Source organism: Colwellia sp. MB3u-8 (assembly GCF_014076985.1).
In the GTDB taxonomy this organism is placed as follows: domain Bacteria; phylum Pseudomonadota; class Gammaproteobacteria; order Enterobacterales; family Alteromonadaceae; genus Cognaticolwellia.
Genome location: NZ_JACGVA010000065.1, coordinates 55,450 through 71,358 on the forward strand (window position 1 = coordinate 55,450; position 15,909 = coordinate 71,358).

Genomic DNA, 15,909 nt, shown 5'->3' on the forward strand with positions numbered 1-15,909 from the left:
CATTCTGTTTTATTGAAAACCTCATTGAGATAGTTTTTAATCTGGTTTTTCTGCAAATTGACTTATCCTAGCTCTGAGTTAGTTCAATTGTTTACTATATAAACAGTAATAAACCATAGCTAATTGTCACATTTTTTTACACTTATCAACGAGCGTAATGTTTGTTTTCTATAACGAGTTGTTAATTAAAAATGATTAATCAAGGTATAATTATTACTTTTGTATATGAAGAACGATTTTGGTTCATAAAAGCAAAAATATAATTGAAATTATGATGTTTAACACAATCACCAAAATATGAGTTGTATCGGGAGAAATAAACCATTATTTCTGCTTGTTTTTAAATAATATCTACTGTCTTTTAAGATTTAAACGTCAGTGTTATTGGCTAAATACAAGCAACTACATTTAGGTAATTTACATAAATTGTAATGGTTCGATTGATATTAATTAAAAAATATTTTGGTAGAAATAGGTAAATATTCATTTTATTACATTATATTTTACCGTGATGTATTAGCGCTTTTGTTGTGCGCTTCTCGGAAATTATTTCAAATAATTGGAGATATACACAATGATAAGTAAAAAGATCCCCCCTTATAATTTACACAATATAAAACGACTATCTAGCTTTTTTCTCGGTATGTTTGTAGCGCTTTCGGCCAATGCTGAAAAGATAAATATAACCGCGCACGATTTTGAGGCTAAGAGTATTGTTTCTATTAATGAAAACTATAAAAAAGTGTCAGCAGACCATAAAAAGTCGATATATATAGTCAGAATGAATGCACCTTCAGTAGCAAGCTATAAAGGTGGTATTGAAGCATTTAGCGCCACAAACCCGGCAACTTTAGGAGTGAAGTCACTCAACGCCAATTCAAAAGCAAGTAAACAATATGCTAATTTTTTAAAAACCAAGCAAGTGGATTTAGTTGAACATTCTGAACGTGCCTTTAGTCGTAAACTTGATGTGAAATATAAATATCAACATGCCTTTAATGGTCTCGCGATGGAGCTCAATCAACAAGAAGCTAAAATTTTGGCTACCTTACCCAATGTCATTAGTGTCAGCAAAGAGCGCATTGAATATCTTTTGACTGATGTAGGTCCAAAATGGATAGGGGCAGATAAAATCTGGCAAGGTAGCCATAGTGATGGTAAACATCATGGTAACCACGGTAATCATATGCAAGGCTCAATGGGTGAAGGCGCTGTGGTAGCCATTTTAGATAGCGGTATTAATCACGATCATCCTTCATTTGCTGACATAGGCGGTGATGGTTACGATCATGAAAATCCATTAGGAACTGGCAATTACCTGCCAGGCAGCTATTGTGAAACTAACCCAGGATTTTGTAATGACAAACTGATAGGTGCTTGGGATATGGTGCAAACACCAGCCGATCCTAACTCGCCTGAAGACAGTGATGGTCACGGAAGTCATACGGCCAGTACCACGGCAGGAAACTTTGTAAAACCTGCAGTTATGTATGCGCCAACAACTGATTTAACTCGTGATATATCAGGTGTTGCTCCTCATGCAAATATTATTATGTATGATGTTTGTGTTGACAGCTGCCCGGGTTCAGCGCTATTAGCGGCCATTGACCAAGTAGTAATCGATGCTTCTAATCTGCCCAATGGTATTCAATCATTAAACTATTCTATTTCAGGGGGAGAAAACCCTTACAGTGATCCCGTAGAACTAGGTTTTTTAAATGCTACGGCTGCCGGTATTTATGTATCAACTTCTGCCGGTAATAGTGGCCCAGGTGCGGCAACGGTTGCCCATAATTCTCCGTGGGTAAGTACTACCGCAGCAATGACACATAACCGAAAAATAGAAAACGCGGTCGTGGATATGTCCAGTGATGGCGATGTCTTAGCGAATATTTTTGGCAAGGGCTTTACCCGTGGTTATGGTCCGGCTCCTATCGTGTTTGCGGGTAACTTCCCAACAGCAAATGGTTCTCAAAACGATGCCACACCGGAGCAATGCTTAGCGCCATTTCCAGCAGGTCATTTCAATGGTGAAATAGTAGTTTGTGATCGTGGTGCTATAGCACGTACAGCAAAAGGTGCTAATGTGCTAGCAGGTGGGGCTGGTGGCTTTGTACTTGCCAATGCTGCGGCTAACGGCGAAGCCGTTGTTGGTGATGCTCACTTTTTACCTGGGGTACATTTAGGTTTCACTAATGGTGAAATACTAAAAACCTGGCTGGCATCAAATGTCAACACTATGGGCTCTATCCAAGGTTATGCACTTAATCTTGATAAAGCTAATGGTGATGTTACTGCGGGTTTCAGTTCACGTGGTCCAAATACTAGCCTTGATATATTAAAGCCTGATATTGGTGCACCTGGTGTTGACATTATGGCAGCAGTTAATACTGACGGCGTAACACCTTCGCCTGAATTTGCCTTTTTATCGGGCACGTCTATGTCAAGTCCGCATAATGCCGGTAGTGGTGCCTTAGTAGGAATGCTGACTGACTGGACCCCTTATGAAATAAAATCTGCCTTAATGATGACCTCTAAAACTAAGCATCTTCTAAAAGATGATGGCATAACTTCAGCAGACCCCTTTGATGTTGGTGCAGGTAGAGTACAACTCAATAAAGTATTACGCTCAGGCTTAGTGTTAAGTGAGACGCCGGCAAATTTTCTTGCCGCTAACCCAGATACCGGCGGAGATCCTCGTACCTTAAACATTGCCAGTATGCAAGAAAGCAACTGTGTAAGAACCTGTAGTTGGACCCGTGTGGTTACGCATACAGGTGACAAACACGGACATTGGAAGCTAAGTGGTAAAAGTGACACTATGGAGGTAAGCGTTTCACCTAAAAATATTTCACTACATCAAGGTGAAAGCGCCACTATAACTATCACGGTTGACACCACATTAGCGCCAGCAGGCTGGAATTTTGGTGAGTTAAAGCTAAAATCGTCGGGCCATCATTATGTTGACTTACATATGCCTATTGCCGCTAACGCCAATCGAAGCTCAACGCCTAACTTGTCAAAAACTGTCGATATGGCATCGGCGAAAGAAGGTGATGTGATTAACTATGAAATCAAGGTAACTAACGGTCAAGTACTTGATGTTATTGACATTACTGACATCTTGCCTGCAGGCATGAGTTTAGTAGATGGCTCAGTGAGTAGTGCTATCACTAATGGCTCAGAAGCATCTCCTGTTAACGTAAATGATAATCAAATTGACTGGAGCGTTTTCCTTGACGTGGGTGGCCTTAATTTACAAAGCTCACCAGCACCCTTTGGCTACTTCTCATTATCATCTATCGGAGTAGCACCCTTTGGTTGTCCGGCAAACTGTGATGATGGTTCATTCTCCCTGAACGTACCCTCGTTTGATTACAATGGACAAACCTACTCTAGTGTTATTTGGTCGGTTAATGGCACCATTGAAGTAGGCACCACCAGTGGCTCTGCTGCTGGAGCATCTAACCAAAATTTACCCAACGTTTCACTGCCTAATAATATTTTAGCGCCATTTTGGTCAGACTTAAATCTTGCTGCAGGTGGTAATTGGTACGTAGCTGTACTGAATGCAGGACCACAACAGTTTACTGTTTATGAATGGGAAAACGTGCCATTTTTTGGTGACCCTACCACTTCTACTTTCCAAGTTTGGGTAGAAACGAGTACCTCAAACATTTGGTTTGTTTATGCTGACTTGCCACTTATTCCTGCAAACTTAACCGTTGGCATAGAAAATGACGATGGTAGTGTTGGCTCATCATATTTCAATGACGGCAATGGCATAGCACCATTACCTGGCGTAGACCTGCAAGTGGTGAGTTCAGAAGGTGGCATGGCAACCTTGAATTTCCAAGGCGAAATAGAAGGTTGTCATAAAAAACATGACAGTGTCAAAGTCAATGAAGTTTACATGAGCACTAATGGCGCTAATGAAATGGCTTATGCCGCAACAAGCTGTGAACCAAAGAAAGGTAAAAAAGGAAAAAAAGGAAAATAACATCAGCAAATTAAAGCTTATCATCTCGATAAAAAGCGAGCTTAATATTAATATGATCAGTTAATAAAAATTTTTATGCTCCATTGACCGATTGTTTTGATACATAAAGGCAGCTGAATTTATTCAGCTGCCTTTTATTTTTTGCCTCACTAGCGCACTTTTACTCCAAGGCTGCTATGAACACTCATCGCAAATTGATTAATTATTTGCTTATGCCTAATGGTTAAAATGTAGTGATGTGATGGACGGCTCAGCAAGCAAAATCTGGCGTTGGTATGCCAAACTTAATATCTATTACGCACCGATAATTATTATCGTATCAACAAAATGGATGACAAAATCTGCTCGGTTTAATTTAATAAACCAAGACATTTTTAGTTAGACCCGATACACCAAACCGTTAAAGAATTACTGACTTTATCAGCATAGCCACAATGCCTAGTGTTAACACCCCAGCAAGCCAAATGCCAACAAACCAAGCTAGTTTTTTCCATTTTTGCCAAGCCATTAGTGATAGCCATCTTCAGGTTTTACTTTGCCCCGGAACACCCAATATGCATAAGCGGTATAGATCAAAATAAGTGGCACTAAAACCATAGTCCCTACTAGCGTGAACCTTAAACTTGAATCAGGCGCTGCTGCTTCAGCAATTGTTAGACTTGGCGGTACAATATTAGGGTAAAAACTAACAAGAATACCGATGAAACTGAGGACAAATAAGCCCAGTGAGGCGAGAAATGGTTGCGCTTCTTTGTCTTGTTTTAACCCCATAAATAGCAACCAAGTACACAGCCCGACTAAAGCTGGAACCAACACACTAAAAATGCTACCTGGCAGTGTAAACCAACGTTGAAAATAAGCGGGGTCTTTGAACGGGGTGAGGATACTGACAACACCAATAAAACCTAGGGTAGCAATGCCTAACCATTTTGCATAACCCCGCATTCTAGCTTGTAGTTCACCCTCTGTTTTCATAATTAACCAAGTGGAGCCCAGCAAGCCGTAGCCAATGACAACGGCACAGCCGGTTAATAGTGAGAACGGGGTTAGCCAATCCCACCAGCCTCCAGCATAGGCGCGGTTGGCCACTTCAATACCTTGCACCAAGGCTCCGAGCGAAATACCTTGAGTAAAGGCTGCTATAACCGAGCCTGCGAAGAAGGCAAAGTCCCAAACAGGCTTCCAACGAACGGTTCGCCAGCGATATTCGAAGGCAACGCCTCTGAATATCAGAGCTAACAGCATCAATATAATTGGCATGTACAAGGCTGGCATAATAACGGCATAGGCTAGAGGGAAAACGGCAAATAAACCACCGCCTCCCATGACTAGCCAAGTTTCATTACCGTCCCAAACCGGGGCAATGGTATTCATCATAACGGACTTGTCTTGCTCTGATTTAGCCGACGGAAACAAAATACCTATGCCCAGATCAAAGCCATCTAAAATGACATAAGTAAGTACAGCGAAGGCGATAATCATAGCCCAGATAAAGGATAATTCAAATTCCACGATTGTCTCCTTGCGCACCTGACTTAAGGTCTGCGTCAGTTGTTGCAATAAATTGGTTTTGTGCGGTCCGGATAGGGCCGTCATTTATCTCAAGGCCTGACGTCGCTGTCGGTTTATTCATCAGTCTTAATATATAAAAAGTACCTGCACCAAAGACAAAGAAATAAACGATGATAAATGCGATTAGCGATACCGCAACTGCTGGCGCATCAATCGGTGCAAGACTGTCTGTTGTACGTAATAGTCCGTAAACGGTGAAAGGTTGACGGCCGACTTCAGTAGTAACCCAACCGGCCAGTACGGCAACAAATCCCATGGGTCCCATAACAATTGCTGCCCGCTTTAACAAATCGTCATCATAAAGCTTGCCGCAAATGCGTCGCCATAAACTCCATACGCCCAGTCCTAACATGGCAAAGCCTAGCAAAATCATAATACGGAAGCTCCAGAATATCACTGCAACAGGGGGTTCGTCTTCATCAGGAATAGTATCTAAACCTGCAAGCGGGGCGTTTAAGTCATGCTTTAAGATCAAGCTAGAGAGTTTGGGTATCTGAATAGCGTACTCAATCCTTTTTTCTTCAGGGTTAGGGATGCCAAATAAGATGAGCGGTCCACCCTCTGGGTGGCTGTCATAGTGTCCTTCCATCGCCATAACTTTGACGGGTTGATACTCTAAAGTGTTTAAACCGTGAAAGTCTCCGACAACAACTTGTAAGGGGGCGGCAACAATTAACATCCACATGGCCATTGAAAACATACGCCGTGCAGCAGCATCCGCCTTGTTTCTTAGTAGGTGTAATGCACCAACAGCACCAACCACCAGCGCGGTTGTCAGAAAGGCAGCCATGACCATGTGTACTAAACGATACGGAAACGAAGGGTTGAAGACAATCTGCCACCAGTCTTTTGGAATAAATTGCCCTACGTCATTAATGCTATAGCCAACAGGCGTTTGCATCCACGAGTTGACCGATAAAATCCAAGTGGCTGACATCAAAGTGCCAAAGGCGACCATACACACTGCGAACATGTGTAGTCCATTACCCACGCGCTCACGTCCAAACAAAGCAATGCCTAAAAATCCCGCCTCTAAGAAGAAGGCAGAGAGTACTTCATAGGCCATAAGTGGCCCAAGTATTGGCCCAGTTTTGTCTGCAAAAACCGACCAGTTAGTGCCAAATTGATACGACATCACAATACCGGACACTACACCCATGCCAAAGGCAACCGCAAAAATTTTCTTCCAGTAGTTAAACAAATAAAGGTAGGTTTGATCATGTGTTTTTAGCCACAAGCCATTCAATACCGCTAGATAACTGGCCACTCCGATCGAAAAGGCTGGGAATATAATATGGAAGGAGACGGTGAATGCAAACTGCATTCTGGCAAGCGTCTCCGCAGTGAAGCTTTCCAGCATAACTATAGTGCTCATATAAGTTGTATTTTAAATGTATGTTAAACTGATGTGGCAATAAAAGCAATATTGAAAATATAACTTTTAAATGTGACAATCAATACAAGCCCAACATAAAAATAGAGAGCACCTGATGAAATTAACCAGTTATACCAACTATGCGATGCGTTGTTTGCAGTTGGCCGCACTTAAAGCCCCTGAGCTAGTGCGGGTAGATGACGTGGTTTTCATTCACGGCGTGTCACGTCCGCACATTGTCAAAGTGGTGCACGAGCTAGGCAAAGCCGGTTATTTAGAAACAGTGCGAGGACGTAATGGTGGCTTTCGGTTAAGCCGGCCGGCAGAAGAGATCATTGTTGGTGATGTTGTGCGTCTTACCGAAGGACCATTAGATGTAGTGGAGTGTTTTAACCCTGAGAAAAACACCTGCCCGTTGATTGGTATTTGTAAACTATCTAAAAAAATTCAGGAAGCAACTCATGCCTTTATGGAAGTGCTAGATGGCGTCACTATTGCTGACATTTCTGCGAATCGTATTCCGCTATTAAAGCGTATCGATTTGTTAGAAATTACTGGAAAACCAGCAATTTTTGCCAAGTCAGACCATGCTAATTGATGCCCCTCACAAGTGAGCAATAACTTAATGTGATGGCTATTAAATGGCGGTAAGGTAGGAGAGAATGCAGGCGTATGTTGCCAAGCAATCGCTAGTTTATGAAATTGGGCACAACGAAGGAGATGACTACCTAGGGTATTGACAGGTGAAAAATTAATAAATTTTTTGACGATAAGCCGTTTCTTTGGTTTTTCCATATAGTGCAGCAGCCATGAAGTGGGCCTAAGTTTACCTGCACTTTCATAGAAAAATAGACCTTTTAGGCTACGTTTTTAAGCTTATAGCGTTTGCCAACTCACATCGGGCTGCCACTGATTAATCCAAGCAGGAATATCGCTTGCTGGCATAGGTTTGGCAATACCATTACCTTGAGCTAAGTCACAGCCCAGTTGTAGTAAAGCCTTGCAATGTTCAATCGTTTCTACGCCTTCAGCAATTACCTCACGTTTGAATGACTTAGCTAAAGCTATCACGCTTTCAACAATGGCCAAGTCTTCAACGTCAATTAGCATATCTTGTACAAAACTCTGGTCTATCTTAATCATGCTGGCGGGTAAACGCCTAAGATAAGTGAGTGATGAATAGCCGGTGCCAAAATCATCCAAGGCAAAGTTTACACCCAGTGCGATACAGTCATGCATGATGTTTGAGATATGGTGAATATCATCTAACGCACTGGTTTCCAGCACTTCTAGTTCTAAATAGTGAGGTTCAACATCGGGGTGGGCTGCTAGTAGTGAGGTTAAGGTCTGTGTAAAGCTAGACTGTTGTAATTGAACCGCAGCAATGTTTACGCTTATGTTTAGGAGGCTAAGCCCCATTTTTTTCCATTCGCTGATTTGTCTCAGCGCGCTATCAATAACCCACTCACCCACCTCAATATTCATCGGGTTATTTTCAATAATGGGTAAAAAATCGATAGGGTTTAATAACCCTCGTTGAGGATGTTGCCAGCGAATAAGTGCTTCAACACCTGTCACTATGCCAGTCTTCATATTAACTTTAGGCTGATAATGAAGTACAAATTGATCATGGTCTAAGGCATTACGAATAGCTTCTAGGTTTTCTTGATGCATTTTAACCGCGTCATCTTGAGCGGTATCAAACAAATGATAACAATTTTTACCCGACTCTTTAGCGACATACATAGCTTGATCGGCATGGCGTACCAGCTGGTCAGCATTGGCATTATCTTGTGGGTAAATCGTTATGCCAATACTGGCTGATAAATTGAAGATAACATCATTGACAGTCACCGGCTCAGACGCGGCTAATAACAAGCGTTCTAATACCGGCTCACAATCTTCAACTTTGTCTAAATCAGTTAATACGGCGACAAACTCATCACCGCCAATACGGGCTAAGGTATCACCCTCGCGTAACGCCTCTTTCATACGAACTGAGAGGGCAATGAGTAGGTCATCACCCACGTCATGGCCATGCGTATCGTTAACCGCTTTAAAACCGTCTAAGTCTAGAAAAACCACGGCAAGTAAATGCTTGTGACGACGGCACTGTAACATGGCTTGAGATAATCGGTCAGCCAGCAATACTCGATTGGGTAAGTCAGTCAGTACATCGTAATGAGCTATTCTCTCTAGTTTAGTTTGATGCGCTTTCATCGGGGTAATATCGTTAGCTAAGGCGATATAATGGGTCGCGATACCCTGTTCATTGCAGACCGCACTAATGGTAGTCATTTCAACATACACTTCACCATTTTTACGTCTGTTCCAAATTTCACCAGACCAATTGCCATCTTTTTGCAGTGCTTGATCAATGTCGGAAAAAAATTCAGGGGTCTCCTTACTGGATTGCAGAAAACGCGGGTTTTGACCAATAGCCTCTTCACGACTATAACCTGTTATACGGGTGAAACTGTCGTTAACATCGATAATAATAGCATTATTATCGGTAATCGTGATGCCTTCTCTAGCATGAGTAAAGACACTAGCGGCCAGTTTTTGCTCATTTTCAGCTTGTTTTCTTTCGGTAACATCAATCAGTGCGGCAAGACAATCAGTGTCTGTAATGCCCAGATTAGCTTCGATATTTAGCCAGCGTGTCGTGTTGTTAACGCGAACTAATATCTCAAAAGATTGTATGCCCTTATGCTGAAATACTTTTGCCAGACAATCATTAAAAGTATCGCGATGGGGTATTGTGACGTAATTGACAAAGCTTTTTCCTACTAAGTGAACGCGATTAATACCCAATAAGTTAGCACCTCGTAAATTGACCCGAGTAATTTTACCTTGTAGATCAAAAGCAAAATAAGCAATGGGTGCAAACTCAAATAACTCAGTGTAGCGATAATGTAATTGTTCAGTTATCCGCGCTTGCTGCAACTCATCATTTTGCATCTCCAATTCAATTTGATGAACTTGCAGTTCGTGTAACAGCTTTTGGGCATCATTTTCGATAGGAACAACGGGTTTGTTGTCCTTATTTTTTTTCACTTGTGCTTCAGCAAGCTGGCGTAACTCTTTGGGTGAGAGTTTCGCGAACAGTTTAGGTGGCTGTATAGGCTTGGTCATATAGTTGGCTTTATTTTACGTAACTGTGACTCAAGCAGCTTGGCTTCGCTAATGTCAGTAAAGGTAATGACCACGCCGTCAATCACGTTTTCTTGTGTGGAATAAGGCATAATACGCACCTTAAACCAACGATCATTGCTGGCGGTTATTTCTTTTTCTATAAAAGCCAGTGTGTCTAACACTTCCCGCGCATCTTTTTGTAGTGAAGTATAATCGAGCTCAGTAACTATGTCAGACAGTGGTCGACCGACATCATTCGGGATCAGCTTAAATAGGTGGGTGGCGTAGTTGGTGAATCGTCTTACACGCAGCCCATTATCGAGAAACACCGTCGCTATTTCTGTGCTATTAAGCAGGTTTTTCATGTCGTTGTTGACCCATGACAAATCATCAACTTTAGATTGTAGTTCGGTATTAACCGTTTGCAACTCTTCATTCATTGACTGCATTTCTTCTTTAGAAGTGGTCAATTCTTCATTGGTGGATTGTAATTCCTCATTGGTGGATTGTAACTCTTCATTGCTGGACCTGAGTTCTTCTTGTGCCGCCTGCATTTGTTCGCGAGTTGCTTGTATCTCGTCGCGCGCATGTTGCAGTTCTAACTGATTATTTTCTTCTGCTTTACCCCGTTTTTTATCCGGCTGCGCGGTGGGTGTTAACACCTGAGTAAAAACCACCATCAGCAAACCCATCAAAGCTTTTGGCTTAGCAATGGCTTGCACTGTTAAGTTAATCGCTTCTTTGCCTACCATCAGGTTTTCAATAACAACTGGCGCTACTTGTGTCTGCGCTTTCTTCATCGCGAGGTTAAGGTGCATGAGGAGTTCTTCACGCGCCATCACGTGAATATTCCAATTGGCCTTACCCGCCGATGCTTCTAAATATTTACCCGTGCGACCATTGATATACATAATGTCACCGGCAGCATTAACCAATACCGCTGCAGGCGAGTAATTTTGTAGTAGAATTTGGTCTGCCTGCGTTTGTAGATTAATGATGTCTTTACTCATATCGGGGGTTCTCTTGGGTTCATTGTGCATCAAAGATATAACAGGAAATATCCTTGAGGGAAAGTCGACATCCATTCGTTGCTTGGAAATATCGATTCGGGTAAAAATCCGTGCACTATCATTAAGTGCTAAGAACAAGTGGCTAAAATTACCTATGGTTTCGGCATTGCCTAACATCAAAATACCATGAGAATTCAATGTGTAGTGGAACAATGGAATTAATTTTTTTTGTAATTCTGGTCCAAGGTAAATCAGCAGATTACGGCAGGTAACAATATCTAACTTGGTAAATGGTGGATCCATGATGATATTCTGGGGTGCAAAGATGATCATGTCACGTATCCTCTTATTGATACGATAACCTCTATCATCTTTAATGAAATAACGCGCCAATTGTGTTGGCGTTATATCCGCCTCAATGCTTGCGGGATAAAAGCCTTGCCGGGCAATATTGATAGCATCTTCATCAAGATCGGTCGCAAAAATTTGTAGTTTAAAACGCGCTTTAGGCTTAACCTCATCTAAGAGATCCATCACAGTCATGGCGAGTGAATAAGCCTCTTCACCGGTCGAGCAAGCGGTAACCCAAGCTCGCAGCTCTTTACCTTCAGGATAATTTTCTAATAGTGCTGGCAACGAGCTTGACTTGAGTTGCGCCCAAACGTCTTTATCACGAAAAAAATTGGTGACCCCAATCAACAGTTCTTTAAATAATAGGTCTTGTTCTTGTGGGTTCTCTCGCAGATAACGCGCATAAAGCGCTATACTATCAAGCTGATGTAGGTTCATGCGCCGTTCAATACGACGATAGATGGTGTTTTTCTTGTACAGTGAGAAGTCGTTTCCTGTGCGTTCACGCAAGATAATAACGATTTGTTCCAATGCACTTTTTGATTTTATTTCTAACTTTGGTTCAATATCCTTTGGGGCAATACGATGGTCATGTTGGAGCCCACTAAGTATCTGTTCGGGTAATTCTTTAGCGGGGGCCACTATGTCGATTAATTCTGCATTAATGGCGCTTTGAGGCATGGAAGAAAATTTTGCACATTCAGGTGACTGGGCCAGAGACAGTCCAGCATTTTGCTTGATGGCGTGTAAACCTAAGGTGCCATCAGAACCCATGCCCGAAAGAATAACAGCCACAGCATGTTCGCGCTGATCACTGGCAAGCGATCGAAAGAAAAAATCAATCGGTAAGCGTAATCCGCTACTAAATACGGGCTCAAACAAAAATAATGAGCCGTGCAGAATGGATAAATCTTTGTTGGGAGGGATCACATAAACACAATTTCCCTCTACTTTCATGTGATTGCGAGCTTCTTTGACTGTCATGTGCGTCGTACGTTGCAACAACTCAGCCATAATGCCTTTGTGAGAGGGATCTAGGTGCTGAATAACGACAAACGCCATATTGCTAGGCGTTTTCACCTGAGAAAAAAAGTCTTCCAATGCTTCTAAACCGCCCGCAGAAGCACCTATGCCGACAATATTGGATGGTTTTTTTAGAGCATTCAACCTAGGAGAGTCACTGGCAGTGCTTGGTTTGGGGGTTTTTATTTTATTTTTCATTAAGATATATTTATTTGTTGCTCCATTACATCATAGTAAACAATATATTACGTGGTGTGCAATTACATTTTAATAAAATAATATATAATTTTAGTAAATAATATATAAAAAAATGAGCTATTACACTTTAGTCTAGTAGTTTGTAGTACTTTAGTACACTAGCATATAAAGTAGTGTGCAATTGATTTGGGAAAGTTTTTATAAAAAAACTTCTTGCTTCCCCCCGTGTTTTTCTGTGAGTCAGACGTTAACATAATAAGCTTAAACGACGTAAGACAGCAGCATGTCCACGAGTAGCCTTTCACCATGCGCTAAAGCATAACGACACTTAAAATAGCTAGGTTAAAAGGGTACGCTAAAGTGCCATTCACCTTGTGTTTGATACTGAGTTATAAAATATTTCAGAGCAAAGTTAATCTAGACAAAGTGGTTGAAACGATTTAATGGCATAGGTTTTAATGGCATAGGTACTGACTACATTGAGAGTTATTTGAGTTGGTTTAGGTTTATAAAAGATAACAAAGCCTATGCAGATAAAACCTGGATAAAAGCGGCATTATAAATTTGAAAGTACCTACATAAAGTACCTACATAAAGTACCTACATAAAGTACCCACACTAAACTACATCATAGCCGAAAATGATGGTTCGTCAAACCAGCTAAATAGTAACCAAACAACGCAGTTGATTGAGCATTTAACGCATGTTACTTATTTTCATGCGCATCAAATTTGTAGCTATATGAAAAACGACTTTTGATGCTCATTACTCAGTGTCAGGGTTTAATAAATGGCTTCATCATAATAGTATTCGTCTTTTCTAAAGGTCATATTTAATATCCAGTGTTGGCTATTTTCTATAGCCTGCCGTCATTTCCACTTCTTTTAGTGACGCGATGTAATGTAATACCAGGTTTCTTTTTCGGTTTTATTTTTATTTTTAAATTGTCGTCTGCGCTTTATTGCTAAAAAATGCGTGATCCCGCTCTGTCATGCCCCATTTCTCTGAAATTAAATTGATATGTACTGTTAAACATAATAGGTAATCGGAACCGTAGTCTACTATTAGTCTTAGTGGTAATAATTTGTGATAAATGTTTAGTCATGTTTAGTCATGTTTAGTTATCCTTTGTTAGGATATTAGATCATAAAATTATCGGAATGGGTATTAAATAATAGAGCGACTCGTAGCGGTCAATAAATATATTTATTAATTAGGATATTGTTCAATTATGGACCAGATGAAAAAAAATACCATTGAGCAACGATCACAGCTTGCTAATGATTATGATAAAAGAAATGATGAACAACTGACTTGGTATAGTAACAAAGCAAGTGACAATAAATCTTACTTTCAGTTAATAGGAATTTGTATCGTTGTTTTTGGGGCGCTGATCAGTATTATGCCTGTCATCTCCTGGGCGCCATCAGGGAGTCCCAGCCTTTCCGAAATAATGACTACCATTTTGGGTGCGTTTATCGTAATTCTTAAAGGGGTAGAAAGGATTTGGTTACCTGAAGAAAGTTGGCAAAATTACCGCAAGGCCTCAGAAGCTCTAAAAATAGAACGTGAAAGGTATATCGAAAATGTCACGCCCTATTCGAATACTGCCGAAGAAGATATTGCTTTTAAATTATTTGTTGAACGTTGTATTTTGATTAAGTTAAAAGAACAAAATAACTTTTGGGAACTTAACAGTAGTGCTAATAAACCTGAATCAGAGAAGTCTGATTAGTAGAGATGGGTTCTCGCCGTCCTGTATTGACCGCTTGGCATCATGGTACTAGGCTATAGTTTACTGGAGTGATTTTTGTTCAGATAAAAACTATTGGCAACAACCGCTTATTATATCATATTGGTTTGAGGTGATTTGTTTGTAACTCGCTAACCACCGCGAGAAATGCTGGCTTAATTAAAAAAGTAAGCACACTTAAAAAATATTATTCAGCAAAACTTATTTTTCAAATTTACAAAACTGATAAGTGCCGCTGTTTAATCCAGGGAGTCAGGGAAATGACGAGCTTCACCAAAGACCTTTTTATCAGCTATTCATACATCGACAATCAAGCTATGACGGTGGACTCTTTCAAGTCATCTAGTGGACAAAATCTGCGGGGCCTTCGTCAATCAGACCGTGCCCGAAACAGCAACCAAGTATGCCTCTCCCTTATTGACCTTTGCGCTGCGCGAACTCTATCACCGCGCAGCCGATGACTATGACCTTAGCCTACATTCAGCTGCCGGTTTTCCCTACTTATTCAAGTTGTGTACTGATTAATTGGATCCAAATTTTATAAAAATGACGTTTTACTTTACCTATATTGTTTTTATTTATTCAGTGAAAACGATGCGCAGGCAGAGATTAAACCACCAATAAGGACATCATGATGAAAGATAATTTTGAAAGCAGTCTACAACAGGTATTAGTTCACGAAGGTGGCTGGGCAGATCATCCCAAAGATCCAGGTGGCGCGACTATGAAAGGGGTTACTCTGATGACGTTTCGTCGTCACTTTGGTGCAGACAAAAGCAAGGATGAGTTACGTAACATTACTGACGAACAATTGAATCAAATCTATCGTGCTGGATATTGGGACAAATGTCATTGTGATGAGCTGCCAGCGGGAGTCGATTATGCGGTTTTTGATGCGGCGGTAAATTCTGGACCAGGACGAGGTGCGAAATGGTTACAAGGTGCAGTTGGAGCCAAGCAAGATGGAGGCATAGGGCCTAAAACGCTTACCAAGCTCAAAGAACATAATTCGGTCCACATAATTGACAATATATGTGACAGACGTCTTACGTTTCTCCATAGTCTCTCCAATTGGGCCACTTTCGGAAAGGGCTGGAATAGACGTGTTGAAGGTGTACGGAGCAGTGCAATCCCGATGGCTGAAGGACATGATATTAACCATGAGCCTATAGCACCAACCATCGAATATGACTCGGCTAAAAATGGCTCCACCGGATTGTGGGTAAGCAAACTTCAAGAGGCTATTAATATCCATGTGGACGGAATCTTCGGTAGTGACACCGAGGCAGCACTTAAGGCTTGGCAACTAGAAAACGGACTTGAAGCTGATGGTATTGCCGGGCGCAATACGTATCGATCTTTGGGGTTGATAAAGTAAATGCTAGCTTAATTAAAATAGTAAGCACACTTAAAATACATTACTCCGCAAAACTTATTTTCAAACTGACAAGGCTGATAAGTGTCGCTGTTTAATCCAAGGAGTCAGGAAATG

Annotated in this window: 10 protein-coding genes; 5 read left to right on the forward strand and 5 right to left on the reverse strand. The window is 41.1% G+C overall.

Annotation, left to right across the window (positions count from 1 at the left end):
* Positions 1-574 precede the first annotated feature (574 nt).
* On the forward strand, positions 575-4,000 hold the full coding sequence (locus H4J54_RS11020; protein WP_182190923.1) for a S8 family serine peptidase: 3,426 nt from the start codon (positions 575-577) through the stop codon (positions 3,998-4,000).
* A 400-nt stretch (positions 4,001-4,400) separates the two neighbouring features.
* Here the strand turns inward: H4J54_RS11020 and H4J54_RS11025 are convergent, their stop codons facing one another.
* From H4J54_RS11025 to H4J54_RS11035, 3 genes are read right to left on the reverse strand one after another with little or no spacing between them, the layout of a single operon-like run.
* Complete coding sequence (locus H4J54_RS11025) at positions 4,401-4,508, reverse strand: DUF2474 family protein (RefSeq protein WP_182190924.1); 108 nt, start codon at positions 4,506-4,508, stop codon at positions 4,401-4,403.
* Positions 4,508-5,512, reverse strand: a complete 1,005-nt coding sequence (cydB, locus tag H4J54_RS11030) for a cytochrome d ubiquinol oxidase subunit II (RefSeq protein WP_182190925.1) — start codon at positions 5,510-5,512, stop codon at positions 4,508-4,510. Before cydB ends, H4J54_RS11025 begins: the two co-directional genes overlap by 1 nt.
* On the reverse strand, positions 5,502-6,932 hold the full coding sequence (locus tag H4J54_RS11035; protein WP_404851899.1) for a cytochrome ubiquinol oxidase subunit I: 1,431 nt from the start codon (positions 6,930-6,932) through the stop codon (positions 5,502-5,504). The genes cydB and H4J54_RS11035 overlap by 11 nt, the downstream gene beginning before the upstream one ends.
* 130 nt (positions 6,933-7,062) lie before the next feature.
* Between H4J54_RS11035 and H4J54_RS11040 the strand changes: the two genes are divergently transcribed.
* Positions 7,063-7,545 carry an Rrf2 family transcriptional regulator gene (locus tag H4J54_RS11040; protein ID WP_182190927.1) on the forward strand — a complete coding sequence of 161 codons (483 nt, stop codon included), beginning with the start codon at positions 7,063-7,065 and terminating at the stop codon, positions 7,543-7,545.
* Between the two features lie 278 nt (positions 7,546-7,823).
* On the opposite strand, the gene H4J54_RS11045 is transcribed toward H4J54_RS11040, so the two are convergent.
* Both H4J54_RS11045 and H4J54_RS11050 read right to left on the reverse strand, forming a co-directional pair.
* Complete coding sequence (locus tag H4J54_RS11045; RefSeq protein ID WP_259367094.1) at positions 7,824-10,082, reverse strand: EAL domain-containing protein; 2,259 nt, start codon at positions 10,080-10,082, stop codon at positions 7,824-7,826.
* A complete protein-coding gene (locus H4J54_RS11050; protein WP_182190928.1) occupies positions 10,079-12,664 on the reverse strand; it encodes a chemotaxis protein CheB in 2,586 nt (861 codons plus the stop codon). The genes H4J54_RS11045 and H4J54_RS11050 overlap by 4 nt, the downstream gene beginning before the upstream one ends.
* A 430-nt stretch (positions 12,665-13,094) precedes the next feature.
* Here H4J54_RS11050 and H4J54_RS19450 point away from each other — a divergent pair, with 430 nt between their 5' ends.
* From H4J54_RS19450 to H4J54_RS11060, 3 genes are all read left to right on the forward strand, one after another.
* Entirely contained in the window at positions 13,095-13,226 is a 132-nt protein-coding gene (locus H4J54_RS19450; RefSeq protein ID WP_259367093.1) for a hypothetical protein, read from the forward strand.
* A 678-nt stretch (positions 13,227-13,904) separates the two neighbouring features.
* The gene (locus tag H4J54_RS11055; RefSeq protein ID WP_182190929.1) at positions 13,905-14,399 is read left to right on the forward strand and encodes a DUF4231 domain-containing protein; all 495 of its coding nucleotides are present in this window, start codon (positions 13,905-13,907) and stop codon (positions 14,397-14,399) included.
* 649 nt (positions 14,400-15,048) lie between these two features.
* The gene (locus H4J54_RS11060; RefSeq protein ID WP_182190930.1) at positions 15,049-15,795 is read left to right on the forward strand and encodes a glycosyl hydrolase 108 family protein; all 747 of its coding nucleotides are present in this window, start codon (positions 15,049-15,051) and stop codon (positions 15,793-15,795) included.
* The last annotated feature ends 114 nt before the right edge of the window (positions 15,796-15,909 follow it).

Bases quoted from the DNA above. Each gene is read 5' to 3' on its own strand.
- H4J54_RS11020 (WP_182190923.1), top strand. From the start codon at position 575: ATGATAAGTAAAAAGATCCCCCCTTATAATTTACACAATATAAAACGA.
- H4J54_RS11025 (WP_182190924.1), bottom strand. From the start codon at position 4,508: ATGGCTTGGCAAAAATGGAAAAAACTAGCTTGGTTTGTTGGCATTTGG.
- H4J54_RS11035 (WP_404851899.1), bottom strand. From the start codon at position 6,932: ATGCTGGAAAGCTTCACTGCGGAGACGCTTGCCAGAATGCAGTTTGCA.
- H4J54_RS11040 (WP_182190927.1), top strand. From the start codon at position 7,063: ATGAAATTAACCAGTTATACCAACTATGCGATGCGTTGTTTGCAGTTG.
- H4J54_RS11045 (WP_259367094.1), bottom strand. From the start codon at position 10,082: ATGACCAAGCCTATACAGCCACCTAAACTGTTCGCGAAACTCTCACCC.
- H4J54_RS11050 (WP_182190928.1), bottom strand. From the start codon at position 12,664: ATGAAAAATAAAATAAAAACCCCCAAACCAAGCACTGCCAGTGACTCT.
- H4J54_RS11055 (WP_182190929.1), top strand. From the start codon at position 13,905: ATGAAAAAAAATACCATTGAGCAACGATCACAGCTTGCTAATGATTAT.
- H4J54_RS11060 (WP_182190930.1), top strand. From the start codon at position 15,049: ATGATGAAAGATAATTTTGAAAGCAGTCTACAACAGGTATTAGTTCAC.